General features: G+C 63.8%; 27 protein-coding genes and 1 pseudogene. 4 read left to right on the top strand and 24 right to left on the bottom strand.

Features of this window, described 5'->3' with window-relative positions; genetic code table 11:
- Positions 1-211: 211 nt before the first annotated feature.
- From ACTJKX_RS17715 to ACTJKX_RS17705, 3 genes are all read right to left on the bottom strand, one after another.
- Positions 212-1,195: an asparaginase gene (locus tag ACTJKX_RS17715; protein WP_311938770.1), complete on the bottom strand. Its 984-nt coding sequence runs from the start codon at positions 1,193-1,195 to the stop codon at positions 212-214.
- A 46-nt stretch (positions 1,196-1,241) separates the two neighbouring features.
- Positions 1,242-1,937 carry a phosphoribosylformylglycinamidine synthase subunit PurQ gene (gene purQ, locus ACTJKX_RS17710; RefSeq protein WP_311938772.1) on the bottom strand — a complete coding sequence of 232 codons (696 nt, stop codon included), beginning with the start codon at positions 1,935-1,937 and terminating at the stop codon, positions 1,242-1,244.
- Positions 1,938-2,132: 195 nt separating this feature from the next.
- Positions 2,133-3,026 carry a LysR substrate-binding domain-containing protein gene (locus ACTJKX_RS17705; protein WP_440726028.1) on the bottom strand — a complete coding sequence of 298 codons (894 nt, stop codon included), beginning with the start codon at positions 3,024-3,026 and terminating at the stop codon, positions 2,133-2,135.
- Between the two features lie 189 nt (positions 3,027-3,215).
- Between ACTJKX_RS17705 and ACTJKX_RS17700 the strand changes: the two genes are divergently transcribed.
- Positions 3,216-3,563 (top strand): DMT family transporter, encoded by a 348-nt coding sequence (locus ACTJKX_RS17700; protein ID WP_311938777.1) that lies wholly within the window; start codon positions 3,216-3,218, stop codon positions 3,561-3,563.
- A gap of 33 nt (positions 3,564-3,596) precedes the next feature.
- Here ACTJKX_RS17700 and ACTJKX_RS17695 read toward each other — a convergent pair whose 3' ends face one another.
- The 5 genes from ACTJKX_RS17695 to purC all read right to left on the bottom strand — a co-directional run bounded on the left by ACTJKX_RS17695 (position 3,597) and on the right by purC (position 6,422).
- A complete protein-coding gene (locus ACTJKX_RS17695; protein WP_440726027.1) occupies positions 3,597-4,133 on the bottom strand; it encodes a hypothetical protein in 537 nt (178 codons plus the stop codon).
- On the bottom strand, positions 4,133-4,372 hold the full coding sequence (gene purS, locus ACTJKX_RS17690; RefSeq protein WP_068294982.1) for a phosphoribosylformylglycinamidine synthase subunit PurS: 240 nt from the start codon (positions 4,370-4,372) through the stop codon (positions 4,133-4,135). Before purS ends, ACTJKX_RS17695 begins: the two co-directional genes overlap by 1 nt.
- Positions 4,373-4,436: 64 nt before the next feature.
- Positions 4,437-5,003, bottom strand: a complete 567-nt coding sequence (locus ACTJKX_RS17685) for an RNA 2'-phosphotransferase (RefSeq protein WP_440726026.1) — start codon at positions 5,001-5,003, stop codon at positions 4,437-4,439.
- 94 nt (positions 5,004-5,097) lie between these two features.
- Positions 5,098-5,661, bottom strand: coding sequence for a hypothetical protein (locus ACTJKX_RS17680; protein WP_440726025.1), 564 nt, complete (start codon positions 5,659-5,661; stop codon positions 5,098-5,100).
- Positions 5,658-6,422 (bottom strand): phosphoribosylaminoimidazolesuccinocarboxamide synthase, encoded by a 765-nt coding sequence (purC, locus tag ACTJKX_RS17675; RefSeq protein ID WP_068294993.1) that lies wholly within the window; start codon positions 6,420-6,422, stop codon positions 5,658-5,660. Before purC ends, ACTJKX_RS17680 begins: the two co-directional genes overlap by 4 nt.
- A 360-nt stretch (positions 6,423-6,782) precedes the next feature.
- On the opposite strand from purC, the gene ACTJKX_RS17670 reads away from it, so the two are divergent.
- Positions 6,783-7,106, top strand: coding sequence for a DUF1476 domain-containing protein (locus ACTJKX_RS17670; protein ID WP_311938783.1), 324 nt, complete (start codon positions 6,783-6,785; stop codon positions 7,104-7,106).
- Between the two features lie 101 nt (positions 7,107-7,207).
- Positions 7,208-8,002 (top strand): HpcH/HpaI aldolase family protein, encoded by a 795-nt coding sequence (locus tag ACTJKX_RS17665; RefSeq protein ID WP_440726024.1) that lies wholly within the window; start codon positions 7,208-7,210, stop codon positions 8,000-8,002.
- A 93-nt stretch (positions 8,003-8,095) separates the two neighbouring features.
- On the opposite strand, the gene ACTJKX_RS17660 is transcribed toward ACTJKX_RS17665, so the two are convergent.
- From ACTJKX_RS17660 to ACTJKX_RS17645, 4 genes are all read right to left on the bottom strand, one after another.
- Positions 8,096-8,659, bottom strand: coding sequence for an RBBP9/YdeN family alpha/beta hydrolase (locus ACTJKX_RS17660; RefSeq protein ID WP_394309550.1), 564 nt, complete (start codon positions 8,657-8,659; stop codon positions 8,096-8,098).
- A gap of 166 nt (positions 8,660-8,825) precedes the next feature.
- Positions 8,826-10,136 (bottom strand): adenylosuccinate lyase, encoded by a 1,311-nt coding sequence (purB, locus tag ACTJKX_RS17655; protein WP_311938787.1) that lies wholly within the window; start codon positions 10,134-10,136, stop codon positions 8,826-8,828.
- An 80-nt stretch (positions 10,137-10,216) separates the two neighbouring features.
- On the bottom strand, positions 10,217-10,888 hold the full coding sequence (gene rpe, locus ACTJKX_RS17650) for a ribulose-phosphate 3-epimerase (protein ID WP_440726023.1): 672 nt from the start codon (positions 10,886-10,888) through the stop codon (positions 10,217-10,219).
- A 199-nt stretch (positions 10,889-11,087) separates the two neighbouring features.
- Complete coding sequence (locus tag ACTJKX_RS17645) at positions 11,088-12,077, bottom strand: P1 family peptidase (RefSeq protein WP_440726022.1); 990 nt, start codon at positions 12,075-12,077, stop codon at positions 11,088-11,090.
- 364 nt (positions 12,078-12,441) lie between these two features.
- Between ACTJKX_RS17645 and ACTJKX_RS17640 the strand changes: the two genes are divergently transcribed.
- Positions 12,442-13,233 (top strand): cytochrome c biogenesis CcdA family protein, encoded by a 792-nt coding sequence (locus ACTJKX_RS17640; RefSeq protein ID WP_311938792.1) that lies wholly within the window; start codon positions 12,442-12,444, stop codon positions 13,231-13,233.
- 246 nt (positions 13,234-13,479) lie between these two features.
- Here the strand turns inward: ACTJKX_RS17640 and ACTJKX_RS17635 are convergent, their stop codons facing one another.
- The 12 genes and pseudogenes from ACTJKX_RS17635 to ACTJKX_RS17580 all read right to left on the bottom strand — a co-directional run bounded on the left by ACTJKX_RS17635 (position 13,480) and on the right by ACTJKX_RS17580 (position 25,989).
- Positions 13,480-14,601 (bottom strand): branched-chain amino acid ABC transporter substrate-binding protein, encoded by a 1,122-nt coding sequence (locus ACTJKX_RS17635; protein ID WP_440726021.1) that lies wholly within the window; start codon positions 14,599-14,601, stop codon positions 13,480-13,482.
- A 258-nt stretch (positions 14,602-14,859) separates the two neighbouring features.
- Positions 14,860-15,978, bottom strand: a complete 1,119-nt coding sequence (locus tag ACTJKX_RS17630) for a branched-chain amino acid ABC transporter substrate-binding protein (RefSeq protein ID WP_068299299.1) — start codon at positions 15,976-15,978, stop codon at positions 14,860-14,862.
- Positions 15,979-16,101: 123 nt separating this feature from the next.
- The gene (locus ACTJKX_RS17625) at positions 16,102-16,455 is read right to left on the bottom strand and encodes a DUF6867 family protein (RefSeq protein ID WP_311938797.1); all 354 of its coding nucleotides are present in this window, start codon (positions 16,453-16,455) and stop codon (positions 16,102-16,104) included.
- Position 16,456: 1 nt separating this feature from the next.
- On the bottom strand, positions 16,457-17,179 hold the full coding sequence (locus ACTJKX_RS17620) for an ABC transporter ATP-binding protein (RefSeq protein WP_311938799.1): 723 nt from the start codon (positions 17,177-17,179) through the stop codon (positions 16,457-16,459).
- A 2-nt stretch (positions 17,180-17,181) separates the two neighbouring features.
- Positions 17,182-18,105, bottom strand: coding sequence for an ABC transporter ATP-binding protein (locus ACTJKX_RS17615; RefSeq protein WP_367626720.1), 924 nt, complete (start codon positions 18,103-18,105; stop codon positions 17,182-17,184).
- Positions 18,106-18,125: 20 nt separating this feature from the next.
- Positions 18,126-19,322: pseudogene (gene livM / locus ACTJKX_RS17610) on the bottom strand (high-affinity branched-chain amino acid ABC transporter permease LivM); the annotation flags it as partial.
- A 203-nt stretch (positions 19,323-19,525) separates the two neighbouring features.
- Positions 19,526-20,479, bottom strand: a complete 954-nt coding sequence (locus ACTJKX_RS17605; protein ID WP_394309538.1) for a branched-chain amino acid ABC transporter permease — start codon at positions 20,477-20,479, stop codon at positions 19,526-19,528.
- A 432-nt stretch (positions 20,480-20,911) separates the two neighbouring features.
- Positions 20,912-22,528: an NTP transferase domain-containing protein gene (locus ACTJKX_RS17600; RefSeq protein ID WP_440726020.1), complete on the bottom strand. Its 1,617-nt coding sequence runs from the start codon at positions 22,526-22,528 to the stop codon at positions 20,912-20,914.
- 10 nt (positions 22,529-22,538) lie between these two features.
- On the bottom strand, positions 22,539-23,267 hold the full coding sequence (locus tag ACTJKX_RS17595; RefSeq protein WP_311938805.1) for an XdhC family protein: 729 nt from the start codon (positions 23,265-23,267) through the stop codon (positions 22,539-22,541).
- A gap of 39 nt (positions 23,268-23,306) precedes the next feature.
- Positions 23,307-23,648 (bottom strand): XdhC family protein, encoded by a 342-nt coding sequence (locus ACTJKX_RS17590; RefSeq protein ID WP_068299280.1) that lies wholly within the window; start codon positions 23,646-23,648, stop codon positions 23,307-23,309.
- A gap of 201 nt (positions 23,649-23,849) precedes the next feature.
- Positions 23,850-25,079, bottom strand: coding sequence for a vWA domain-containing protein (locus tag ACTJKX_RS17585; protein WP_440726019.1), 1,230 nt, complete (start codon positions 25,077-25,079; stop codon positions 23,850-23,852).
- A complete protein-coding gene (locus ACTJKX_RS17580; protein WP_311938810.1) occupies positions 25,072-25,989 on the bottom strand; it encodes an AAA family ATPase in 918 nt (305 codons plus the stop codon). Before ACTJKX_RS17580 ends, ACTJKX_RS17585 begins: the two co-directional genes overlap by 8 nt.
- Positions 25,990-26,051 lie beyond the last annotated feature (62 nt).

Below are 26,051 nucleotides of genomic sequence, written 5' to 3'. Positions count from 1 at the left end.
ACGCGTTCATGACTGAACGCTTGTTTGTTCCAACTCTTTGCTTCAGCGCGTCTTTGCGGGTCCAAGCGACTTCGTCAAATCGAAAAACGCTATAGTCTGACCTCAGTCCTGCCTTCCGAGATGCGATCCGCCTTCGCAGCAATCCCAGAGGATATAGGCCGGCGACCCGGCATCCGGCGGTGACGACGATCGGTTGAAGCGATGCGGACCGTTACCCGCCCAGATATTCGATCTCTGCCCGCAAGGCGTCGTGGTCAAGACCTTGGCCGAGCAGCACGGCAGCGAGAAGTCGTGCCTTGTGGCCGCTGAGGTCCCCGGCGAAGATGGCGCCGGCGCGCTGGAGATCGGTGGCGCCGCCATTGCCATAGACGGGCAGCACGCGCCCGCGCGGGCAGCGCGAGCAGATGATCACCGGAATGCCGCGCTTGATGACGTCAGCAACCGCCTTGGTCACGGATGGCGGCGTGTTGCCACGTCCGAATCCTTCGAGCACGATGGCCTTGCTGCCGTGATCGGCGGCATAGTTGAGATAGCCGCCATCCATGCCCATGGCGAGGCGAATCAGCGTGACATTGGGTTCGATGGCGCTGGGGGCATAGGCGCGCCGCAGCGCCGGGCGGCGATGCAGGCAGATGGCGCCCGCGTCGATCTCGCCGAGCTTGCCATGTTCCCAGGACATGAAGGTGTCGGTGCGCGAAGTATGCGTCTTGGCGACGTCGCGGGCGGCGTGGAATTCCTGCTCGAAACAGATCATCGCACCAAGGCCGCGCGCAGCGGGAGCTGCGGCGAGGCGGATGGAATCGGCGATGTTGCGCGGGCCGTCGGCATCGGGCTCGTCGGCCGCGCGCTGGGCGCCGGTGAAGACCACCGGCTTGTCCGAGGCCAGCAGGAGGTCGGCGAGATAGGCGCTCTCCTCCATGGTGTCGGTGCCGTGGGTGACGACGACACCCTCGCAATCCTCCAGCGCCAGGAGCTCGTTGATGCGGGTGGCCAGGGCAAAGGCCATAGGCAGGTCGATGGCGAAACTGTTGAGGTTGCAGAACTCCTCGACCTCGATGTCGATCCCGGGCAGAGGGTCGTGCAGCATGGCGCGCAGCGCCTGTCCATCGAGGCCGGCAACCACGTCGCCGGTGCTTTCGTCGCGCCGGGAGGCGATCGTGCCGCCCGTGGTGATCAGGTGAACCTTGCGCGTCATTGGGCCTTCAATCCTGGGGTCTTCAATCCCGCGTCGTCGTCGACGATCAGGCCGAGGCCATGGCGTTGACGACACTGGTGAACAGCCCGCGGCCATCCGTGCCGCCGGCCAGGGGATCGATCAGGTTTTCGGGATGCGGCATCATGCCGAGAACGCGCCGATTGGCCGAATAGATCCCCGCGATATTGTTGAGCGAGCCGTTGGGATTGGTGGCGGCACTGACCTTGCCGGCCGCATCGCAATAACGGAACGCCACCAGGCCGTCGCCTTCGATCTGCGTGAGGGTCTCGGAGCTGCAGAAATAATTGCCCTCGCCATGGGCGACGCAGACGTCGATGGCCTGGCCCTGGCGATAGGTGTTGGCATAGGCCGTATCGGTGCGCTCGACCCTGAGATGGACTCGCTTGCAGATGAATTTGAGATCGGCATTGCGCATCAGGACGCCTGGCAGCAGGCCGCCATCCGTGATGATCTGGAAGCCGTTGCAGATGCCGAGGACGAGGCCGCCGCGTGCGGCATGGTGGCGGATGGCATCCATGATGGCGGCGCGGGCGGCGATGGCGCCGCAGCGCAGATAGTCGCCATAGGAGAAGCCGCCCGGAAGCACGACCAGATCGGTTCCCGCCGGCAGCTCCGTGTCGGCATGCCAGATCATGTCGACATGCGCGCCGGCTTGCTTGAGGGCCTTGGCGACGTCCCCTTCACGGTTGGAGCCGGGAAAAATGACGACAGCTGCTTTCATCGGATCCTGCTTTTCGGTTGCGGCAAGGGGCCTTGGAGGCTTTGGGCGTCCAGCCTTTCGCCATGCGTGCGCATATGGTTCCAGAGGGGCAGCGGGGTCAAGTAAAGAGTGGATGCCAAGCTCCGAAACTGGGGCCATTACCGCGAACGTGCAGGCTTTGCGATGGCTTCGTCCGTCGTCGAGGAAGGGGGGGACTTAACGCTCGGCAAATTCGGCCAGGACCCAGTCTTTCAGCACCGCCACCGCCGGCCGGCTCTCCGCGCCTTCGGGATAGACGAAGCTGAATTTGAGGCCCTCCATGATCGGGCCGAAGGGGTGCACCAGCACGCCCGAGGCAAGTTCGTCGGCAACCAGGGACAGGCTCAGCAAAGCAACGCCCTGGCCAGCGATGGCCGCCTGGATGGCGCTGCTTTCGTCATTGAAGCTGATGCCGCTGTCGGGATCGAGATGGTCGATGCCGGCGCGCCGGGCCCAGGAACGCCAGTTCGGCACGTCCACCGTGGAGGCGATCGGGCCCCAGTCGAAATGCAGCAGCGTCGCGCCAGGAAGATCGGCCGGCTCACGCAGGCCCAGGCGGTGGCTGCAGACCGGTGCGAATCTGTCCGTCAACAGGGGCAGGGCGGTCATGCCGGCATAATGTCCGAGGCCGTAGCGGATGGCGGCGTCGGCATCGCCGGCATTGAGGTCCACCGTGTCGTCGGAGGCGTGCAGGCGCAGGTCCCACCCCGGATGCAGGCTGCGCAGCGTGCCGACCCGCGGCACCAGCAGCTTGGCGGTGAAGGCGACGGTCGCCGACAGGGTCGCGATGCGCCGGCGCGGGCGTTTCCTGACCGCTTCGACGGCTTCGGCCATGGTGTCCAGGGCAGCGCGAAGGGCTGGGTACAGGCTGCGGCCCTCGACAGTCAGCTGGACCTTACGCGTCTGGCGCTCGAACAGCGATACGTCGAGATAGGCCTCCAGCTGGCGGATCTGGTGGCTGACGGCGGTCGCGGTGACGCCGAGCTCGGCGGCGGCTTTCTTGAAGCTCTCCTGCCGTGCGGCGGCTTCGAAGGTGCGCAGGGAGGCCAGGGGCGGCAAGCGGCGCATCATCGGCTCCGATCCGGGCTGGCATCCTGTCGCAGCCGCGCCGTCATGCCGCCTCGGACCAATAGTCCGGCAGTGTCCGTCCCCTGTGTTCGTATGCCTGAATTCAATTCATCCATCGCGTGAGAACTTCGAATTTGTTGAATTGAAAGTCAATCACTTAATACGACGAGGAAGGCTCATGGTTCCCATGAGATGAATTCAGTTTTGCAAAGGATAGCCATCATGGCTTGGCTGTATCTGGCCGCTGCGGCGGTCTTCGAAGTGATTTTTGCGTTGAGCATGAAATATGCGGAGGGCTTCACCCGCCCGCTGCCGACGGCGATAACGCTCATCGCGGTGATCGGTGGCGTCGGCCTGCTGACCCTGGCGCTCAAGAGCCTGCCGGTCAGTGTCGCCTATCCGATCTGGACGGCGGTCGGTACGCTCGGAACCGTGGTCTTCGGCTACATCTTCCTGCGCGAACCGCTCACGGCCATGAAGATCGTCAGCGCCATCGCCATCGTTGCCGGTGTCGCCGGCCTCAAGGCGTCGACGGTGTAAATTCCGGGACCTGAACTGATAATACCGGCAATCTCAGTCCTTCAGCTCGATCTTTTCGACAAGACGATCGAACAGCACCAGGTCGGCCGGCATCAGCCGGTCGGCCTTCATCCTTATTTCCAGCGTGCCATTGCCGAGCCGCAGCAAGGCGATGGCGGCGGCCGTCTTGGCGAGGGCCCTATCCTCGATATCGTACAAGCCGCGATAACCCGTCATGTCGCCAGACGCGACCGGTTCGACCGGCTGGCGGGGACGTATGCGCGAGCCGGGGGTGAGGCTCTGGATCCTGAGGTCGATCATGGCCCCGGTCACGGCACCGGGGCCGAATGCGCCAAAACCAGGGTTTGTCAAGCTGCGTTCATCGGACAGGAAGGTTGCCACCGCATGGGGTGGGCAGGTCGGGGCGGCGCAACGCAGGACGAGCAGGGTGGGCGGCGCGGACGCTTCCCTGACCCAGACGCTGTCGTCATAGCGCAGGCTGAAACCGCCGGTCTCGACAAGCTCTTCCGCGTGGCAGGCACCGCTGGCTCCAGCCACGCACAGCACGGCTGCAAGCAGCCGGACCAGCATCAGGCGATGTCGATGCTGTAGTTTTCGATCACCGTGTTGGCGAGGAGCTTTTCGCATGCGGCCTTCAGCGTTTCGCGTGCGGTCTCGGCATCGGCTTGGCCGAGCTCGATGTCGAACACCTTGCCCTGGCGCACGCCGTCGACATCCTTGATGCCGAGCGAAGCGAGAGCACCCTCGATCGCCTTGCCCTGGGGGTCGAGGACGCCGTTCTTGAGCGTAACGATCACACGGGCCTTCATGCAACACCTGCCTTCCAACGAGGAGAAATCCTTGGCTTGCGCTTAAAGCAGTCCGGCCGATGGTTCAATCATTGCCTTGCCGAGCGGGCCGGGAAAATGTCTCGAACACGCTGAGGAAGCGAGACGGCACGGCCTCGGTCAGCCAGACGCCGTTATCGCTGCGGTAGAATGGCAGCCCTGCCGCCTGCATCGCCGCGGCATCGACCTGCAGGATGAGCCAGGGGCCGGCGCGCCGCATGGCGACCTTTCGGGCGGTATCGGGATCATCGGAGAGATGCACGTGCTGGCGCGCGCGCTTTTGGAGGCCGGAAGAAAAAATGCCGGCCTGGTTGGAGGCTGCGGTGCCGTGCCACAACTCGGCAGGCGGCATGGTGGCGGGGAGACCGAGGTCGACTGCGACGCTGTGGCCCTGATTGGCGCGAATGCGCGTGCCGGCGATGATGAAGCGCTGTTTGTCGCTCTCCCTGACGACCCGTTCGATATCCTGCCGGCCCGCGCTCATTTGTTCGGCCGCGGCTCTGGCGAGATCGTCGATCTCGACCCAACCCTGCGCGTCGAGCACCAGCCCAGCCGTCTCGGGGGCATGGCGGAGTACGAGGCTCATGAATTTGCTGAGTTTCTTGTCATCCATAGGTGATGTCCGAGGGTGATATCCGATACCGTTGGTCACCGTCGCGCATCCCGCCGAAAAGCTACATTCTCTTTTCGGCTTGGTGCTTCGGGCGCTATTGGGTCGCCTCGTCGATGAGCTTTCTGGCGATGCGCGGTTCGCCGGCAATGACGACGATGAAGCTGGTCTCATCCGCCTTGCGCTGGCCGACGGCGTAGGCGTTGATGTGATGGGCTTTCTTGCCGCCCGTCATCGCGAGCTGAATTCCTTGCCAGCCGCCGGAGCCGAAACTGTCGACGCTCACCGTGGGCGGCGGCATTTTGGACTTGGGATCGGACTTGGCCAGCAAGGCGGCAAGCCGCTTGGGCTCAGCCAGGGAGCGCTCGATCGCCAGGGCGCCGGGGCCGGTCACGGTGAAGCGCTCGATGGCCGCGTCATAGCCACAGCGCATCTTGGTGCAGAGTTGCAGCCCGTCGACACGGATATTCTCGCGCGAGACGAAGGCCCGCATTGGCAGCACCACCCAGGAACCGGAATCGGGCAGCGACACGGCTGGATCGCCAGTCCACATGTCGAACAGGCTGCAGCCCGCGAGGGCGACGAGGCCCACGCCAGCAAAAAGGGCTCGAACGCCGTGACGCGCGAGCCCCTTACGCAATGTTACACTGAACGCGCTCACTGAACCAGCTTGGGCCCCTTGACGACGACATTGTCCATCTCGTTCATGATGCCGAGACGGCGGGCGACTTCGGTATAGGCCTCGACGAGCCCGCCCATGTCGCGGCGGAAACGATCCTTGTCGAGCTTGTCGTTCGACTTGATGTCCCACAGGCGGCAGGAGTCCGGCGAGATCTCGTCCGCCAGGACGATACGCATGATGTCGTTCTCCCACAGGCGACCGCATTCGATCTTGAAATCGACCAGGCGGATGCCGACGCCCAGGAACAGGCCGGACAGGAAGTCGTTGACACGGATGGCGAGCGCCATGATGTCGTCGAGTTCGGGCGGGCTGGCCCAGCCGAAAGCGGTGATGTGCTCTTCCGATACCATCGGGTCATTGAGCGCATCGTTCTTGTAGTAGAACTCAACGATCGAACGGGGAAGCTGCGTGCCTTCCTCGATGCCCAGGCGCGTGGCGATGGAACCGGCGGCGACGTTGCGGACCACGATCTCGAGCGGAATGATCTCCACCTCGCGGATCAACTGCTCACGCATGTTGAGGCGGCGGATGAAATGGGTGGGCACACCGATATCGTTGAGGTTCTGGAACAGATATTCGGAAATGCGGTTGTTGAGGACGCCCTTGCCGTCGATGACCTCGTGCTTCTTGGCATTGAATGCGGTGGCGTCGTCTTTGAAGTGCTGGATCAGCGTGCCGGGCTCGGGACCCTCATAGAGGACCTTCGCCTTGCCTTCGTAAATGCGGCGGCGGCGGTTCATCGGGATGTACCGTGGTTTGAGAAAATCCGTCAAAGGGCCTGGGCTCCTGGAAATGCGATCCGTGGCCGGCGCAATTGGCGATTCGATTTGCGGGAGCAAACCGGAGACAGGGCCAACTTACCCGATCATGCCTCCGCGCACAACTTCGTGCAGGCGGCGCACCCGATCGGAACCAAGCTTCACGAATCAAGCCAAAGCACATTTGCTAGTGCCCGGCATGAGTGTAGTTTCAACACGCCCGGCATCCAGCGGAGGAGAGGGCGTTACGGCGCATTAATTTGATTTGGGGATTGCGCGCCTATATGCAACAGGCATGGCCGGTCCTTCAAGGAAAACCGGTAGCTGAACAGGATTTAACGGATGACCACCTTCGACAAGCGGGAAGAGGCTTTCGAAAGCAAATTCGCCCATGACGAGGATCTGCGCTTCAAGGCGACCGCTCGCCGGAACAAGCTCCTCGGCCTGTGGGCTGCCGAAAAGCTCGGCCTTTCGGGTGACGAAGCCAACGCCTATGCCAAATCTGTCGTCCTGTCGGACTTCGAGGAAGCCGGTGACCACGACGTGGTGCGCAAGGTTCTCAGCGATTTCGCCGAAGCCAATCTGAGCATGAGCGAGCCGCAGGTCCGCCAGGTCATGACCGAATTGCTCGGCCGCGCCGTCCAGGAAATCCAGAACGGCGTTTGATGCCCGGCGTTTGAAAGAGGGCATTTGACCACCCTCGCTCAATCCATCTCTCACGATGCCCCGTCCGTGCGGGGCATCGCAGCAATGTGATCGGAAGTGCCATGACCGCCCCCACGCTGCGCTCGCGCCTGGCCAAAGGCGAAAAAATCTTTGCGGCCTGGATGGGGGCAGCCTATCCGCGCATGGCCGAGGCGCTCGGTCGCGCCGGCTTCGATGCCGTCATCGTCGATCTGCAGCATGGCGAGGCTTCCTTCGGCGAAGCGCGCGATGCCATCAGCGCAGCGCATCTGGCCGGCACACCGACGGGCGTGCGGGTCGGCCTCGACGGTTTCGGCGATGCCGCGCGGCTCTATGACGTCGGCGCGGAGTTCGCCATCCTGCCGATGATCAATTCGGTGGCAGATGCCCGCCGTCTCGTCGACACGCTGAAATACCCACCGGTCGGCGGAAGAAGCTGGGGCGGCACCCGCGCCATTTCCCTGTTCGGTGCCGAGACCGAGGCATATCGCGGCGCCGCGAACGACCAGCTGATCGCGCTGGCCATGATCGAAACGCGACAGGCAGCCGATGCGCTCGAGGACATTCTCGACGTGCCGGGCCTCGATGGCGTCTTCGTCGGGCCGAGCGACCTGTCGATCAGCCTGAGCAACGGTGCCAGGCTCGATCATCAGCTGCCGGAATCGGTGGAGGTGATCAATCGGGTTCTCGCCGCCGCCAAGGCACGCAACAAGCTGACGGCGATCTATTGCGGCAATGGCGAGGCGGCAGCCCGCAACGCCGAACTCGGCTTCGATATCATGGGCATCGGCTCGGACTGGGCATTCCTGACCGCCGGCGCCCAGGCCGCCTTGAAGGCCGCTCGCGGCCATGCGGGCCCGGCCGGCCCGAATTATTGAGTCAGCCGCTGCTGATTCCGGGTGCGTGGACGTCTCGTCCGCCTCTTTCTGCTCGTGTGCGCAGCGCTTCCAAAAGCGGACGAGACGTCGGCGCTACTGGCTTTCGTGCTTGAGCTTGGAGAGGAAGGAGGCGAGGCGCAGCAGGCCTTCCGGCCAGGGGCCGTGCCCTGACTCCACATTGATATGGCCGGCTTCGCCCGCATCGACGAATTCGCTGTTCCAGGCCTCGGCAAAGGCGGTGGCGCGGTTGATCTCGCAATAGGGATCGTTCCGGCTCGCCACCAGGAGAGACGGGAAGGGCAGGGCCGTCATCGGGATCGGGTTGAAGTCGAGATCGTAGCCCGGCAACAGGTCCGGCTTGTCCCAATCGGAAGGCGCCACCAGCATCGCGCCGATGACATGCCCTTTCAGACGCTCGGCCGCAAAGACGGTGGTGATCACGCCGATCGAATGGGCGATGATGATGGCCGGACGACTCGAACTCTGCACCGTCTCGACCAGTCTGTTCACCCAGGCCTCGCGCTCGGGATGATCCCAATCGTCCTGTTCGACGCGACGGGCCGTCGAGAGCTTGGCTTGCCAGCGCGACTGCCAGTGATCCGGCCCGGAATTGCCGAGGCCCGGCACGATCAGAATGTCGGCATCGGAAATGCGCACGTCGATGTTTCTCCTGCTCGGTTAACAGGCACTTCGGCCACTGGGATCGAGCCCGTCTCGACTCAAGACCATGTGTCTATTCTAGGAGCGAGACGGCGGGCCGAAAACCGGGATGCTCCCGCGGCACCGCTCGTCCACAACTACAGGGCGAACGTCCGCCCCCGGTTCAGGTTCCCGGGCCGAGGACGCGGTCGAAGATCGTGTCGACATGCTTGAAGTGATAGCCCTCGTCGAACATCGCCTCGAGCGCCGCATCCGACAGTTTGGCCGAGACTTCCGGGTCCGCCTTGAGGAAGGCGAGGAAATCGCCTTCGCCTCGCCAGACCTTCATGGCGTTGCGCTGGACCAGGCGGTAGGAATCCTCGCGGCTAGCGCCGGCCTGGGTGAGGGCCAGCAGCACGCGCTGCGAATTGTGCAGGCCGCCGAGGCGATCGAGATTGCGGCGCATGTTTTCGGGATAGATCACCAACTTGTCGATCACGCCGGCGAGGCGCGCCAGCGCGAAGTCCAGGGTCACGGTGGCATCGGGACCGATCATGCGCTCGACCGAAGAATGAGAGATGTCGCGCTCATGCCAGAGTGCAACGTTCTCCAGTGCCGGCGTCACCGCCGAACGCACGATGCGGGCTAGGCCGGTGAGATTTTCGGTCAGCACGGGGTTGCGCTTGTGCGGCATGGCCGACGAGCCCTTCTGGCCGGCCGAGAAGAACTCCTCGGCTTCCAGCACTTCGGTCCGCTGCAGATGGCGGATCTCGGTGGCGAGGCGCTCGATCGAGGAGGCAACCACGCCGAGCGTCGCGAAGAACATGGCGTGGCGGTCGCGCGGGATCACCTGGGTCGAGACCGGCTCGACGGCAAGGCCCATCTTTTCGGCGACATAGGCTTCGACGGCCGGATCGATATTGGCGAAGGTGCCCACGGCGCCCGAAATCGCGCAGGTGGCGATCTCCTTGCGCGCGGCGACGAGGCGCTCGCGGTTGCGCGAGAATTCGGCATAGGCCTGGGCAAGCTTGAGGCCGAAGGTGACCGGCTCGGCATGGATGCCATGGCTGCGTCCGATGGTGGGTGTATATTTATGCTCGATGGCGCGCTTGCGCAGGGCGGCGAGCACCTCGTCGATATCGGCGATCAGCAGATCGGCGGCCCGCGACAGCTGCACGGCCAGGCAGGTGTCGAGCACGTCGGAGGACGTCATGCCCTGATGCAGGAAGCGGGCCTCGGGGCCGACGATCTCGCCCAGATGGGTGAGGAAGGCGATGACGTCGTGCTTGACCTCCCGCTCGATCTCGTCGATCCGCGCCACGTCGAAGGTGGCGTCCCTGGCCTTCTCCCAGACCTTGGCAGCCGCCTCCTTGGGCACGACGCCGAGCTCGGCCAGCTTGTCGGTGGCATGGGCCTCGATCTCGAACCAGATGCGGAAACGGGACTGCTCCGCCCAGATGGAGACCATTTGCGGGCGGCTATAGCGTGGGATCATGGAGAAAGTCCTTTCGCGCCCCTTTTAGGCGCGGGTGCCGGGAAAGTGAAACGCAAATCTGCGGGTGGAAGGCGACGATATCAAAGAGCCGCCGTCGCGGCCTCGCGGATGGCGGCAATGTTGGCGGCATAGGCAGCCGGTCCGCCCTTGAACACATAGGAACCGGCGACGAGAGCATTGGCGCCAGCCCGCACCACCAGCGGCGCGGTTTCGGGCGTAATGCCGCCATCGACCTCGATATCGATGTCGCGCTTGCCCACCCGAGCCCGGACGGCGGCGATCTTCGACAGGGTCTCGGGAATGAAAGCCTGGCCGCCGAAACCGGGATTGACCGTCATCACCAGGATGAGACCGGCGAGATCGAGCACATAGTCGACCACTTCGGGCGAGGTGCCCGGATTGATCGCCACGCCGGCGCGCTTGCCGAGCTTCCTGATGTGCTGCAGCGAGCGATGCAGATGCGGGCCTGCTTCGGCATGAACGGTGATGGTGTCGCAACCGGCCCTGGCGAAATCGTCGAGATAGGGATCGGCCGGCGAGATCATCAGATGGGCATCGAGCTTGGTGCGGACATGCGGCCGCAGGGCAGCGGCTACACCCGCGCCGATGGTGAGGTTGGGCACGAAATGGCCGTCCATCACATCGTAATGCACCCAATCCGCACCGGCTTCCTCGATCGCCCGCACTTCTGCGCCGAGCGCCGCGAAATCCGCGGAGAGAATGGAGGGGGCGATGATGATCGGGCGGGACATGGCGGATCCTGGGCTGTGACGGTCGCGGTGAACGGGCAGTACCTGCCAGAGCCGGCCGTCCATTGCAATCGTTGAGGGAGCATCCTTCTGGGACCGCAGGCGTCTCGCCTGCATCTTCCTTCCTGCAAAGGCGTCGCTTTCAAGAGCAGGCGGGACGCCTGCGGTCCCAGGCAATCGACTTCCTCCCGATGTCGGTCCGTCATCGCCCTCCGAAACGATCCCGCCAGCTGGGCAAGGCTCCGGGGAAGGGCAGGGCTTTCGCCTCGTAGACGGCACGGGCACAGGCCCTCGCCAGGGCATGCGCCGCCGCCGTGCCCAGGGCGATCAGGTCGCCGATCGGTTCGGCCAGCGCCACGCGCCCCGTGGCGGCGGCAAACACGGTGTCGCCGTCGAGCGGGGTGTGGATCGGGTGGATGGCGCGGACAAGGCCATCCTGCGCCATCACGGCAAAATGCTTGGTCTGGGCCTTGGTGAGCACGGCATCCGTTGCCACCACGGCGATCGTGGTGTTGCCTGCCTGCATGGCCTTGTGGCGCAGCGCCAGCGCGTCGTCGGGCCAGGGTGTCGGCAGGCCGAGGCTACCGAATTCCCCGGCCTGCTCATAGGGCGCCGCCCAGAAATGGGCGCCGTCACCGATGGTGACGCTGCCGAGCGCATTGACCGCGACCAGCGCCCCGACCACATGGCGCCCGCAGCGCACCGAGGCGGAGCCGAGACCACCCTTCAGGCCGGCTGTGGTAGCGCCCAATCCGGCGCCCGACGATCCCAGGGCGAAGGTGTCGCCCGCCGCCTCGGCCGCAGTGAAGCCGAGTTCGCGATAGGGCGGAAAGCGTCCCCATTTCTTGTCGCCGCCATTGAGAAGGTCGAACAGGATGGCGCCTGGCACGATCGGAACCCTGACGGCGCCGACCTGGAAACCACGACCCTGCTCCGCCAAAAGGGCTCCGATGCCGGCACCGGCTTCCAGGCCGAAAGCCGAACCGCCCGACAGGGCGATGGCGTCGATCCGCTCGACCGTCCGCTCCAGGGCGAGCAGATCGGTTTCCCTCGTTCCCGGTGCGCCGCCACGCACATCGACGGCGGCGACCGCCGGCTCCTCGAACACCACCGCCGTCGTGCCGGAGGCAATCGCGGCGTCTTCGGCATTGCCGACCAGCACGCCGGCGACATCCGTGATGAGATTGCGCATGAATCAGCCTCCGTTCGTCGGCAGCTTCGCACCCGCCGTAGGGCGAGACAACCGCTTGGGGTGAAGCGCGAACTCCGGGCGCACGGGCATCCTGCCCGTTTTCCTCGCTCGCGAACACGGTGTTTCCAAGAACGGGTAAGATGTGCCCGTGTGCCCGGAAGAAACGCTCGCTCGACGCCCAGGTCCATGCGCTTCTTAGCCCGAGTCCGCAGGCTCAGGTAACGAGGCCCTGCGACATCACTTCCGATCACGAGACAGGGAGTTTGACGAAACGGGCTTGGGCAAAAGGCGTGGGCGCGCTAGAGCAGGGGCTTCGCCGCCGGAAGGTGGTGTTGACGCGTGAATGCCTGTTCTGGATGGGTCCATGGCCGATATTACCCTGCCTGCCGTGTTCGTGGCCGGCCTGTTCTCCTTCCTCTCTCCCTGCGTGCTGCCGCTGGTGCCGCCCTACCTGACTTTCCTGGCCGGCTCCACACTGGATGAGATGACAGGGCAGACCATCGATAAGGGTGTCCGCCGTCGTGCGGTGATCTCGGCCCTGTGTTTCGTCGCCGGCCTTGCCACCATCTTCATCTCGCTCGGCGCTGGCGCCTCCTATCTGCTCGTCCTGCGCCGGGCGATGGCCAGTGGCCTCAGCAGCCTGGCCGAAAAGGGTATTCTTCCCGCTTCCTGGGCCAATTCGATCGACCCGTTCTACCTGCTGGCGGGCATCGTCATCATCGCCATGGGCCTGCATTTCCTCGGCGTCTTCCGCATTTCGCTGCTCTATCGCCAGGCCCGCCTGCAGGCCGGCACCGGCTCCGGCCCCTGGGGCGCTTTCGTGATGGGCCTCGCCTTTGCCTTTGGCTGGACCCCGTGCATCGGTCCGGTGCTCGGCACGGTGATCGCCGTGGCCGGCAAGGACGGCAGCGTCAGCCAGGGGGTGACCCTGCTCGCCATCTACACGCTCGGCCTGGGGCTGCCCTTTGTGGTGGCCGCCTTTGCCATGAACCCCTTCATGCGCTTCCTGCGGAGCTTCCGGGCTCATCTCGGCACGGTGGAGAAGGCGATGGGCGGGCTGCTGGTGGTGGCCGGCATTGCCTTCCTGACGGGCGGCATGGCCGATTTCGCCATCTGGCTACAGAACACCTTTCCGATCCTCAGCAAGCTCGGCTGATATCGAGGGATCGGTTCGCTTTTGGAGTGTCAATCTCCTGATTGACACTCTCGTAGAGGATCGTCTGTCGGAAAAAGATGTCAATCTCGCTCCGTCAAAATGATGGAGCTGTGGAGATTGACACTCCGTGCTTCCCCATTTTTGCGAGTGCAAAGGGGCTGTTGCTGTCTGTCCGGCCCAGATAAAAACCCGCCCCGGTGAACCGGAGCGGGTCATGGTCGTCATTACGATAGGAGGCGAGGCGCCTCAGGAGGGGTTCTGCTCCGCGGCGATCTTGCCGTCCGCAGCCTTCTTCCAGGTGTAGATGGCGTAGGCCGGCTGAGCCAGATCGCCCTTCTTGTCGTAGGAGATCTCGCCGATCACCGTCTGGAACTTCTTGCCCGAATGCATGACCTCGGCGATCTTCTGCGGATCGGCGGACTTGGCCTCTTCGGCCGCCTGCGCCAACACCTGCACGCCGGCATAGGCCAGCAGGGTGAAGCCGGCCGGATCGGTGCCGCCCTCGCGGAAGCGCTTCGCCAGGTCGGCATTCGCCGGATAATCCTCGATCTTCGGCGCGAAGGTCATCAGCGTGCCGACCACGGCGTCACCGCCGATGGTGGCGAATTCCGGTGAGTTGAGGCCATCGGCGCCCATCATGATGGTCTTGCCGCCCTGGTCGCGCAGCTGCTTGAGGATCAGCGCGCCCTCGGTGTAGTAGCCGCCCCACAGCAGCACGTCGGCGCCGCTGGACTTCAGCTTGGTAACGAGACCGGAATAGTCCTTTTCGCCGGCGTTCACGCCTTCATAGAGGACTTCCTTCACGCCGGCATCGTTGAGGTATTTCTTCGCGCCCTTGGCCAGGCCTTCGCCATAGGTCTGCTTGTCGTGCGCGATGGCGATCTTCTTGTCCTTGAAATGCGCCAGGACATAGTCCGCCCATACCTTGGACTGCTGGTCGTCGCGGCCGCAGGTCCGGAAGGTGTTCCACAGCCCGCGATCGGTCAGCTTCTCGCTGGAGGCAGAGGGAGTGATGTTGATGATGTTGTTGTCGGCATAGACATCCGAGGCGGCGATGGCACCGCCGGAGGTGACGTGGCCGACAACCCAGGTTATCCCGTCGCCCACGAATTTGTTGGCGACCGAGACGCTCTGCTTGGGATCGGCCTGGTCGTCACCGACGCTGATCTCGATCTTCTGGCCGAGCACGCCGCCCTTGGCGTTGATGTCCTTCACCGCCATATCGGCGCCTGCCTTGGCCTGCAGGCCGTAGGAAGCAGCGGGGCCGGTCATCGGGCCACCGACGCCGAGCTTGATCTGCGCCTGCGCGCTGCTGCCCAAGGCGAGGCCCGCTGCGAGTACAGCGCCGGCCAATGAAAGTTTGTTCATGGGGTTCTTCCCTGTTGTACTGGGCGCAGACCGTTCTTTTCTGGACCGGTTCGGCTGCGCCCGATGACGCCATTGTCTAAATTTCCAGCGGCTTGTCACGGAAATTCAGGCGAATTCGCAAAGGGGAGGGCAGCCTGGCCATCTCCCCCTGCGTCATGTCCCATGTCGCGGCCCGATCCGAGCCGCGAATAGGAGGCCTCCAAAGAAATCGCCCCAGCGAACCGGGGCGATTGAGATATTACGAAGAATGAAGGCAGGTCACTTGTTCTGGAAGAAGTCGATCTTGCCGTCGGGACCCTTCTTCCAAGAGAAGATGACGTAGTCGATCTGCTTCATGTCGCCCTTGTCGTCATAGGAGACGTCGCCGATCACCGTCTTGAAGGCCTTGCCCGAATGCATCACCTCGGCCATCTTCTGCGGATCGGCCGATTTGGCTTCTTCCGCGGCCTGGGCCAGGACCTGCACGGCAGCATAGGCCTTCAGCGTATAGCCTTCCGGCGTGAAGCCGCTGTCCTTGAACTGCTTGACGATGGCGGCGTTGGACGGATCATCCTCGGCCTTGGGCGCGAAGGACATCTGGGTGCCGATCACGGCATCGCCGCCGATGGTGGCGAATTCAGAGGAGACCAGGCCGTCGCCGGAGACCATCACGGTCTGCATGCCCTGGTCACGCAGCTGCTTGAGGATCAGGGCTGCTTCGGTGTAGAGGCCGCCATAGATCAGCACGTCGGCGCCAACCGCCTTGAGCTTGGTGACGATGGCCGAGTAGTCCTTCTCGCCGGTGTTCACACCTTCGAACAGGACTTCCTTCATGCCGTCGGCAGCCATCAGCTTCTTGGCATTTTCGCCCAGGCCCTGGCCATAGGTGGTCTTGTCATGGACGATGGCGACCTTCTTGCCGGGATAGGTGGCCTTGACGTAATCCACCCAGACCTTGGCCTGCTGGTCGTCACGGCCGCAGGTGCGGAACATGCCCCAGAGCTTGCGGTCGGTCACCTTCTCGTTAGTGGCGGCCGGGGTGATGGCGACGATGCCATTGTCGCCATAGACCTCGGAAGCGGGGATGGTCACGCCGGAGTTGTAGTGTCCCACCACCCAGGTCACGCCGTCGCCGACGAACTTGTTGGCGACCGAAACGCCCTGCTTGGGATCGGACTGATCGTCGCCGACGGTCGATTCCAGCTTCTGGCCGAGCACGCCGCCGGCGGCGTTGATGTTCTTGATGGCGAGTTCCGCGCCCTGCTTGATCTGGGCTCCGGAGGCTGCACTCGGACCGGTGATCGGTGCGCCGATGCCGATCTTGATCTGCGCGAAGGCGGACGTGCTGAGCAGCAGGCCTGCCGCCAGCGCTGCGCCTGTCAACCAGACTTTTTTCATGTCGTTCTCCCAGTGGATTGGTGGAGCTTGCGGCTCCGGTCTGCGGATAGTCAGGACGTGAACGAGGCCGTCAGCCCAAGTTGCGCGTACAGCTCATCCGATTTCCTTGTTGCTTGTATTCGGTCATTCTGCGCTCGATCGTGCACTCCAGCCAAGCGCACCCGATCGCTGGAACATCCAGCCATATTTGCCGACCATCTGCTTGGCGAGCCGGACGCGATAGGACAACAGACCGATGAGCTGAATGATGACGAGGTCGACCACGAAATAATAGGGCGAGAACATGTTGCCCCCGAACGGCGCCTGGTGAAGGAAGCGCACGCCCATGGTCAGCAGCACCAGATAGAAGAACAGGATCGGGTAGCGGCTCCAGGTCGAGGCGCTGGCCTTGCCGGTCATCCAGGCGGCCCAGCCACCCATCAGCAGCGTGACCAGCACGAAGACGAAGGGACTGTCCTCGTAGAGGTAGGTTTCCATCTCAATGACCCCCTTCCAGATAGGCTGCGCGCACCTCGGGCCGGGCGAGCAGTTCCTTGCCGGTGCCGGACATGGTGATCTGGCCGTTGACCATGACATAACCTCGATGCGCCAGGCGCAGGGCATGAAAGGCATTTTGCTCGACGAGGAAGACGGTCAGCTTCTCCGTCTCGTTGAGCACCCGCACCGCGTCGAAGATCTGCTTGACGATCAGCGGTGCCAGGCCGAGCGAGGGCTCGTCCAGCATCAAAAGGCGCGGCCGGCTCATCAGGGCGCGGGCAATTGCCAGCATCTGCTGTTCGCCGCCCGAAAGCGTACCGCCGCGCTGGCTGGCGCGTTCCTTCAGACGCGGGAAGAGCGTGTACATGCGCTCGAGATCGTCGGCGAAATGGGCATTGCCGTCGATCTCGGCTCCCATCTGCAGGTTCTCGTAGACCGTCATGCGCTGGAAGATCCGCCGTCCCTCGGGGGATTGGGCGATACGCAGCCGGGCGATCAGGTGCATCGGCATGTGGGTGATGTCTTGCCCGTCGAACGAAATCGAACCGACACGGCATTTGGGCGAACCGAAGACCGTCATCATCAAGGTCGACTTACCGGCGCCGTTGGCGCCGATGATGGTGACGATCTCGCCCTGGTTGATGTCGACGTCGACACCTTTGAGAGCGTGGACCTGTCCGTAATAGGTGTGTACGCCGCGGACGGCCAGCAGGGGCGAGGACATGCTCAACTCTCCGTTTCCTCGTCGGTGCCGAGATAGGCGGCGATCACGGCTGGGTCGTTGCGGACCTGCTCGGGTGTGCCGTCCGAGATCTTGGTGCCGTAATTGAGCACCACCACATGGTCCGAAATCTCCATGACCACGGACATGTCATGCTCGATCAGGAGAAGAGAGGTGTCGTGATCGCTGCGGATCGTGCGCAGCAGCTTGTTGAGATCGAGGCTTTCCCTCGGATTGAGGCCGGCGGCCGGTTCGTCCAGGCAAAGCAGCACCGGCTCGGTGCACATGGCGCGCGCGATCTCCAGGCGGCGCTGGTCGCCATAGGGAAGGCTGCCGGCCGGATCGTCGGCTCGGGCCATCAGGCCGGTCTTGTCGAGCCAGTATTTCGCCTTCTCGATCGCAGCCTTCTCGGCATGGCTGTAGGTGGGCAGGCCGAGAATGCCGAAGACGGAGAAGCCCGACGCGCGCATCAGGTGGACATGCTGGGCGACCAGCAGGTTCTCCAGCACCGTCATGCCCGCGAAGAGGCGGATGTTCTGGAAGGTTCTGGCGACCTTGGCCTGGCGGGAGACCATGAAGTCGGGCATGCGCTCGAGCAGATAGAGCGTGTCCTGGCCATGGCTGAGCTTTTGCTGGGTGGTGGCGGTCAGGGCATCGAATTCGCCCCAGGCCGCCACCGAACCGTGACGCAGGCCGATCCGGCCTTCCGTCGGCTTGTAGAAGCCGGTGATGCAGTTGAACACCGTGGTCTTGCCGGCGCCATTGGGGCCGATCAGGGCAGTAATGTCGCCCCGGCCGCAATTGAAGGAGACGGCATTTACGGCGGTGAGGCCTCCGAACCGCATGGTCAGCTTCTCGACCTTGAGAATCGGGTCGCTGTGCCAGTGCTGTTCGGGATGGGCGTGCGAGGCGAGGGCGGGATCGATCATGTCGTTGTTCTCGGGCGCGCTCATCCGTGACCTTCCTGTACGAGGGCGCCAGAGACGATCTTGCGTTCCTTCAGATAGACGGTGGGAGCACGGTTGGAGATGAGACCGCGCGGCTTCCACAGCATCATCGAGACCATGGCGAGGCCGAAGATCATGGGGCGATACTGGCTCGGGTCGAAGTCGGGCCCGAAGATCCACTTCATGAAGGTGAGCTCACGCAGGATCTCCGAACCGCCGACCAGCAGGACCGCTGCCACGACCACGCCGAGCAGGCTGCCCGAACCGCCGAGCACGACGATGGCGAGCACCATCACCGATTCCTGGAACACGAAGCTCTCGGGATTGATGAAGCCCTGCTTGGCCGCGAAGAAGGCGCCGGCGAGACCGCCGAACAGGGCGCCGCTGGCGAAGGCTGCGAGCTTGGTGGTGGTGGTGTTGATGCCGAGCGAGCGGCAGGCGATCTCGTTCTCGCGCAAGGCTTCCCAGGCGCGGCCAACCGGCAGCCTGCGCATGCGGCTGGTGATGTAGGCCGTCATCACTGCGAGAATGAGGATGACATAATAGAAGAAGATCTTGCCGTGGATCGGCGAGAAGGCGAGGTCGAAGGTCTTGGCAAAACCGTTGGGGCCGGCGGTGAAGGGAATGCCGAAGAAGGTGGGCGGCTTGATCGAGGTGATGCCGTCATTGCCGTGGGTGAAGGATTTCCAGTTCACCAGCACGCTGCGGATGATCTCGCCGAAGGCCAGCGTGACGAGGGCGAGATAGTCGCCGCGCAGGCGCAGCACGGGAAAGCCGAGGATGATGCCCCAGAGCGCGGCGAGGAACCCTGCGATCGGCAGGCATTCCCAGAAGGTCATGCCGTAATAGACCGACAGGAGCGCGTAGGAATAGGCGCCGACCGCGTAGAAGGCGACATAGCCCAGGTCCAGCAGGCCGGCCATGCCGACCACGATGTTCAGGCCCCAGCCCAGCATGATGTAGATCATGATCTGGATGCCGTAGCTGTCGATCCACTTCAGCGAGCCCTTGTCGCCGAGGGTACCCAGCATGACGAGGGGGAAGACGATCGCAAGCCCGGCTCCGAACCACATCACCCAGGGCGACATGCCGATCCGCGACATGGTCTGGGCGAATTTGGAGGGGGTCTTGTGTTCCGGGCGCTGCGGGCGCAGCAGCACGAAGAGGCGGACAGCCAGGATGAGGCCGACGATCACGGCAGTGGTGATCAGGCCGCCGAAGCGTTTGCCGAAGCCGAAATCGGGGTTGAGGAAATTCAGGCGGAAACTGTTGGTCGCCTGGTCCGAATAGGTCGTCAGCCCCACCACCGGCAGGAACATGCAGGTGGAGACCGCTGCCCAGAAGATGAGATCTTTGAACAGCTCGGCCGATGAAATGCGCGTGGTATCGGATTCGGCCATGATCACACCTTCTCCACTTCGGGGCGTCCCAGCAGGCCTTGCGGCATGAAGATCAGCGTGATGGCGAGCACCGAGAACACGGCGACGTCGCGATAGGCCGCTACGTCGCCCTCGAAGGATCCTTCCCAAAGTTTTTCGATCAGGCCGATCAGCATGCCGCCCAGCACGGCGCCGGGCAGGGAGCCGATGCCGCCCAGCACCGCGGCGGTGAAGGCCTTGACCCCGGGCACGAAGCCGTCACGGAAGTTCACGGAACCGTACAGCACCAGGAACATCAGGCCGGCGACGGCGGCGAGGGCGGCGCCCATGATGAAGGTGATCGAGATGGTGCGGTCGACATCGACGCCTAGCAGGGCGGCCATCTTGCGGTCTTGCTCGCAGGCGCGCTGGGCGCGGCCGAGCGAGGTCCGGGAAACGATGTACCAGAAGATTGCCAGCAGCACCGCCGTGGTGACGAAGATCAGGATGGCCTTGAGCGAGAGCGAGGCGTCCATGGCACGTCCGTCCGAGGTGACCTCCGACCAGATCTGATATTTCGCGCTGAGGGCAGCGTCCACGGCGTGGGGGATCGCCTTGGATTCGGCGCCCTGGCTGACCTGTACGAAATTGGACAGGGCCATGGAGACGCCGATGGCGGAGATCAGCGGAGCGAGGCGGAAGGATCCACGCAGCGGGCGGTAGGCGATGCGCTCGATGGCCCAGTTCCAGATACTGGTGAGGACCATGCCGATTGCCATGACCACCAGCAAGGCCACGATGACCGACGAAAGTCCGAGCAAGGTTACCAGGATCACGAAACAGATGAATGCGATGATCGCGGAGAGCATGAACAGATCGCCGTGAGCGAAGTTCACCATGCCGATGATGCCGAACACCATCGTGTAACCTACGGCGATAAGACCATATAGCGATCCTACCGCCAGCCCGTTGATGAGCTGCTGTAAAAACTCTGCCATCGTCTACAAACTTTCCCCTCTGTCGACGCCGTCCTTGCTTCTCCTGGTCTCCCTTTGGCGGGATTTTTGCCTAAGAGACAGGCAGTCATTCGACGATTTCCTGTCATAGCAAGCGCTTTGCAAACTGACAATCACCGCGATGGTCTCGAAAGCGAAGTTTCTGGAAATCACGAAATATTTATGCAGCCCGACGAATTTTTTAGCGTCGGCTGGCGTTAGAAGCGTCAATTTTGCACCAGTAACGCCCAAAAAACGATTTAGCGGCTGAATGGCTCCAGTCGTGCAGACGTGTAACGGCTGTTAGATTTCGTCTAGATCCACACAAAAATTTCGATGGCCATACTATCCTTCATCAGGGGAAAGAATATTGCTGAATAATTGCGCACACCCCTTGCGCGCGAATGTTGCGGCGGCGGGGCGAGCAACAAAATGTCAGGTCGGGAGTTGTCGCAATTGCGCGAGCGCCTCCCTCGTGTCCACGTCGAAGCTTGCGGCGCTCGAAGAGACGGGAATCTCGACCACCGCATCGCCGTTGGCCTTGAGGATCTGCCGGCCTCCGGCGTCGCCCTCGATGGCCTGCAATTCGTCGAAGAATCGCCGTGCCCAGATCACGGGATTGCCGCGCTGCCTCTCGGTGACGGGAAGCACGATGAGGGCGCCTTTGTCCGGTTCGAAGGCCGATATCAGCCGATCGAGCAGGGCGGCATCCACCAGCGGCATGTCGCCCAGCGCGATCAGGGCAGCGTCGCATTCGGCGGGCAGGGCCGCGATGCCGGCGCGCACGGAAGTGGAGAGGCCTTCGGCGAAGTCCGGATTGTGCACGAAGGAGACAGCCAGTCCGGCCAGGGCATCGCGAACCTCGGCCTGCTGATGGCCGGTGACCACCGTGACCGAACCCGCCTTGCTGGCAAGCGCCGCTTCCACGGCATGACGGACCAGCGGCTTGCCGGCATAATCCTCCAGAAGCTTGTTCGACCCGCCCATGCGCGTGGAGCGGCCGGCAGCCAGGACGATGGCCGCGACGTGAGAAGGGCTCTCGCCCGTCTTCCCGGCCGCTGCGCGCGGCTGGGGACGGCTGACGATCTCCATCAGCAGGCCGCCGACGCCGAGACCGACGATATCGGCGCGGGTGACCGGCAGGCCGGCCAGCAGGCGGTGCAGGATCCAGTCGAAGCCGTTCTCCTTGGGCGAGCGCGCGCAACCTGGCGCGCCCAGCACCGACATGGCGCCGGAACGCCCCAGCAGCAGGAGATTGCCTGGATCGACCGGCATGCCGAAATGTTCGACCGTGCCGCCCGATATTTCGATGGCTGCGGGGATGACGTCGCGCCTGTCGGCAATGGCCGAAGCGCCGAAGATGATGGTGAGGTCGGCCTGAGCTGCCTTGGCTTGATCGAGGGCAAGCGCCAGCGCCGGGGCCTGATGCGGCACCCTTTCGTCGAGGACGAGTGTGGCCTCGGCCGGCGCCAGGCGTTCCTTCAGCACCTGCAGGGTGCGGGCGATCACGCTTTCCTTCAGGCCCGGCAGCAAAGTGGAGATGGCGGCTACCTTGAGCGGGCGGAAGGGAGCGATCCGGATGATCGGGGCACCCAGGCTCGCAAGCGCGCGCTCGAAGGTCGGCGCCTCGACTGCAAAGGGGATGATCTTGACGGTTGCGATCATTTCGCCGGCCTTGACGGGATCGAAGGCAGGGAGGGTCGCGAAGGTGATGCTTTCGTCGATGGCGTTGACCTGGTCGACGCCGTCACGGTCGATCACCAGCACGCCGGCCTGCTCGGCGAACAGATTGGCCCTGCCGGTGAAGGGCTCGGCCACGCGCACGCCTTCACCTCCCAATCTGGTGGCAATGTGCTCGGCGGCGATATCCTCGCCGACATCGCCGGGATCGAGCCTGGCGATGACGATGGACTCGACCCTTTCGCGGCGCAGCGCCTCGATTTCGGCTGGCCCGATATGCGTGCCCTTCTTGAGGACAAGCCCCCCCTTGCGGATCGAATGGACAGCAACGCCGCCCTGGGCCCGGTCTATGGAAATCTCGCCGAAAAACATGGAAACACAGTCACTTATAACAGGGTTTTGACAGGACAGGCGACCTGGGTTGCCTCTCGCCACTCTCCAGTCGAAGCGCGGCAGTAATCTCTGCCATGATCGAGACGGCGATCTCGGCCGGGCTGATAGCGCCGATGTCGAGGCCGATGGGCGCCCGGATACGCGCCAGCGCGGCCTCGCCGACACCGGCCTCGCACAGCCGCTCGATGCGGCGCGCATGCGTCCTGCGCGAGCCCAGCGCCCCCACATAGAAGCACTCGCGTTCGAGCGCATGGATCAGCGCCCCATCATCGATCTTCGGGTCGTGGGTGAGGGCGACGAAGGCGGTGTAACGGTCGATGCCGAGGGGCGGCAAGGCGACATCGGGCCATTCGGCGAACAGTTTGACGTCGGGAAAGCGCTCTGGCGTGGCAAAGGCGGTACGCGGATCGACGATAACAGGATCCTGGCCGACGAGGCGGGCCAGGGGGACCAGCGCCTGGCTGATATGGACGGCGCCGATCATCACTAGGCGTACCGGCGGCACGTGGACGGTGATGAAATGGCGCCTGCCATCCTGCTCGACCGTGGCGGAGCGACCCTGCCGCAATTGCTGCGACAGCACGGAGGCCAGCGGATCGGCCGGGATCGCGCTTTCCTCGACCAGGCGTTCCTCGCCGGTCTCGAGATCGGTGACGAGAAGAACGGCCTTGCGGGTGGCTTTGGCCTGGTTGAGGGCCTGGAGGGTGGCAAGTTTCATGGCGGAGCCTGCGACAAATATTGCGAAGGAAAGCGGCCTTCAGTCCAGTTTTTCGACATAGACCCGGATGGTGCCGCCGCAGGACAGGCCGACCCGCCAGGCGGTCTCGTCGGCGACCCCGAACTCGATCAGGCGCGGCTTACCCTCTTGAATAACATCGAGTGCTTCGGTGACCACGGCGCCTTCCACGCAACCGCCGGAAACGGAGCCGAGAAAATTGCCGTCCTCGTCGATCACCAGGTTCGAGCCCGTCGGGCGCGGCGCCGAGCCCCAGGTCTCCACTACGGTGGCGATGGCGACCCCTTTGCCCTGTTCGCGCCATTGCTGGGCACTGGCGAGGATGTCGGTGTCGGAAGCGAAATTGCTGGTGGTATCACTCATCGAAATTGCTCCTTGAGACGGGCCTTTCAGCCGCAATGCAGTTCACTCGAGCGCCCTGGAGTTTGCATGACCTTTGTCATTGCCGGGCTTGACCCGGCAATCCAGGCCTGGGCCCCGCAGCGCGGGGGCTTCTGGATGGCCGGGTCAAGCCCGGCTATGACAATTCGGAGTGTTTCCTCCCTACGTCAGCTACAGGGCCCGTCAACCAACGCGTTTCAACCAGCTCCTGGGATCGGCGGCGGCGTCGGCTCTGCGGTCGAGGGCTTTGACCAGGTCGCCCATGCTCTTGAGATTGTGAATGGTCCTGAATTCGTCAACATGCGGCAGCATGGCCTTGATGCCGGCCGCGCGCGCTTCGAAGGCGTCGAAGCGCAGCAGGGGATTGAGCCAGATCAGGCGGCGGCAGGAACGATGCAGACGGTCGAGTTCCTTGGCAAGGCCGGGATCGACCTGACGCTCCAGCCCATCGGTGATCAGCAGCACCGTGGCGCCCTGGCCGAGCACGCGGCGCGACCAGTCCTTGTTGAAGCGCTCCAGACAATGGGCGATGCGGGTGCCGCCATCCCAATCCTTGACGGCTCTGGAAGCATGTTCGAGGGCCTCGTCGGGATCGCGCGTCCTCAGCGAACGCGTGATGTTGGTCAGCCGCGTAGCGAACACGAAGGCATGCACGCGCCGGCCCTTTTCCGAGATCGCATGCAGGAAATGCAGAAACAGGCGGGAATAGTCCGCCATCGATCCGGATATGTCGCAAAGCGCCACGAGGGGCGGGTGCTTCTCGCCGGCCTGCCGATAGGCGATGGATACGAGATCGCCGCCGCTGCGCATGGCGGCTCTGAGCGTCCTTCTGAGGTCGATGACCTCGCTGCCTCCGGGCCTGAGGCGGCGTGTCGGGACATTGTCGAAAGGCAGGCGCAGCCCTGCCATTTCCTTCTTGGCGGCAGCGATCTCCTCCGCGGTCATCTGGGCGAAGTCCCGCTCCTTGAGGATCTCGCGCTCCGACATGGTCAGGCGCGCGTCGAACTCGACGAGCTTCTTCTCCTCCACCGCGCGCGGCGGCTCCTTGTAGAAAGCATCGTTGACGCGCTGCGCGCCGGCCTTGGGCTTGGGCGGTTCCTTCATCGCCACCGCCTGGGGAGACATCATGGCGATGAGTTTTTCGGTCAGGGCGCGCTGGCGCCAGAACAATTCGAAGGCCTGGCGAAAGAGCAGCGATTGTTCGTGCCGCGTCACGAAGACGCTGTGCAGTGTCCAGTAGAAATCCTGCTTGCCCCCGAGACCGGCTGTCTCCACCGCCCGGATGGCATCGAGCACGCTGGCCGGGCCGACCGGCAGGCCGGCGTCGCGCAGGAGGCGGCCGAAATAGGCGATGTTGTCGGCAAGCCTGCCGATCTCGGGGGGCGCTGTTTCGGCAGGCGGGATGTCAGGCATGGGCCTGCGCCCCGGCCTTGACGCTGTCGATCAGCCTTTTGGCCTGGCTGCCGGAGAGGCGGGCAATGTCGTCCTGATATTTCAAGAGCACGCCGAGCGTGTCGGAGACGAGCGCGGGATCGAGCGCCACGGCATCGAGCTCGGTCAGGGCGGTGGCCCAGTCCAGCATCTCGGCGACGCCCGGCGCCTTGAACAGGTCCTCCCGGCGCAGCGCCTGCACGAAGCCGATCAGCTCGCGCGACAGCTTGGCAGGCACATGCGGCACCTTGCGGCGCAGGATCTCGAGTTCGTTCTCGGCGCTGGGGTAATCGACCCAGTGATAGAGGCAGCGCCGCTTGAGGGCATCATGGATCTCGCGGGTGCGGTTGGAGGTGATCACGACGATGGGCGGCGCTTCCGCCTTGACCGTGCCGAATTCGGGAATGGTGACCTGGAAATCCGAAAGAACCTCCAGGAGATAGGCTTCGAAGGCCTCGTCGGTGCGGTCGAGTTCGTCGATCAGCAGGATCGGCGCACCACCGGCCTGGGGGCGTACCGCTTCCAGGATGGGCCGGGCGATCAGGAAGCGTTCGGAGAAGAGATCGGAACCGAGGCTGGCGCGGTCGACATTGCCGCCGGCCTCGGCCAGGCGGATCTCGATCATCTGCGCCATGGTGTTCCATTCATACACCGCCGAGGCGATGTCGAGGCCTTCATAGCATTGCAGGCGGATCAGGGAGCGGCCCAGCGTCGCAGACAGCACCTTGGCGATCTCGGTCTTGCCGACGCCCGCTTCCCCTTCCAGGAAAAGCGGGCGGCCCATGCGCAAGGCGAGGAACAAGACGGTGGCGAGGTCGCGCCCGGCTACGTAGTCGGCTTTGGCGAGCAGGGCGGCTGTTGCGTCGATGGAGGCGGGAAGGGAGGCAGGCAAGGCAAACTCCTGAAATCTGCCGGCACTATAGGACGAGTCCCTGCCAAGCGGAATTTCTCGAT

The organism is Labrys sp. 22185 (assembly GCF_052045555.1).
GTDB lineage: Bacteria > Pseudomonadota > Alphaproteobacteria > Rhizobiales > Labraceae > Labrys > Labrys neptuniae.
The sequence above is the reverse complement of the archived record's forward strand: the minus strand, read 5'-3'. Positions and strand labels throughout refer to the sequence as shown.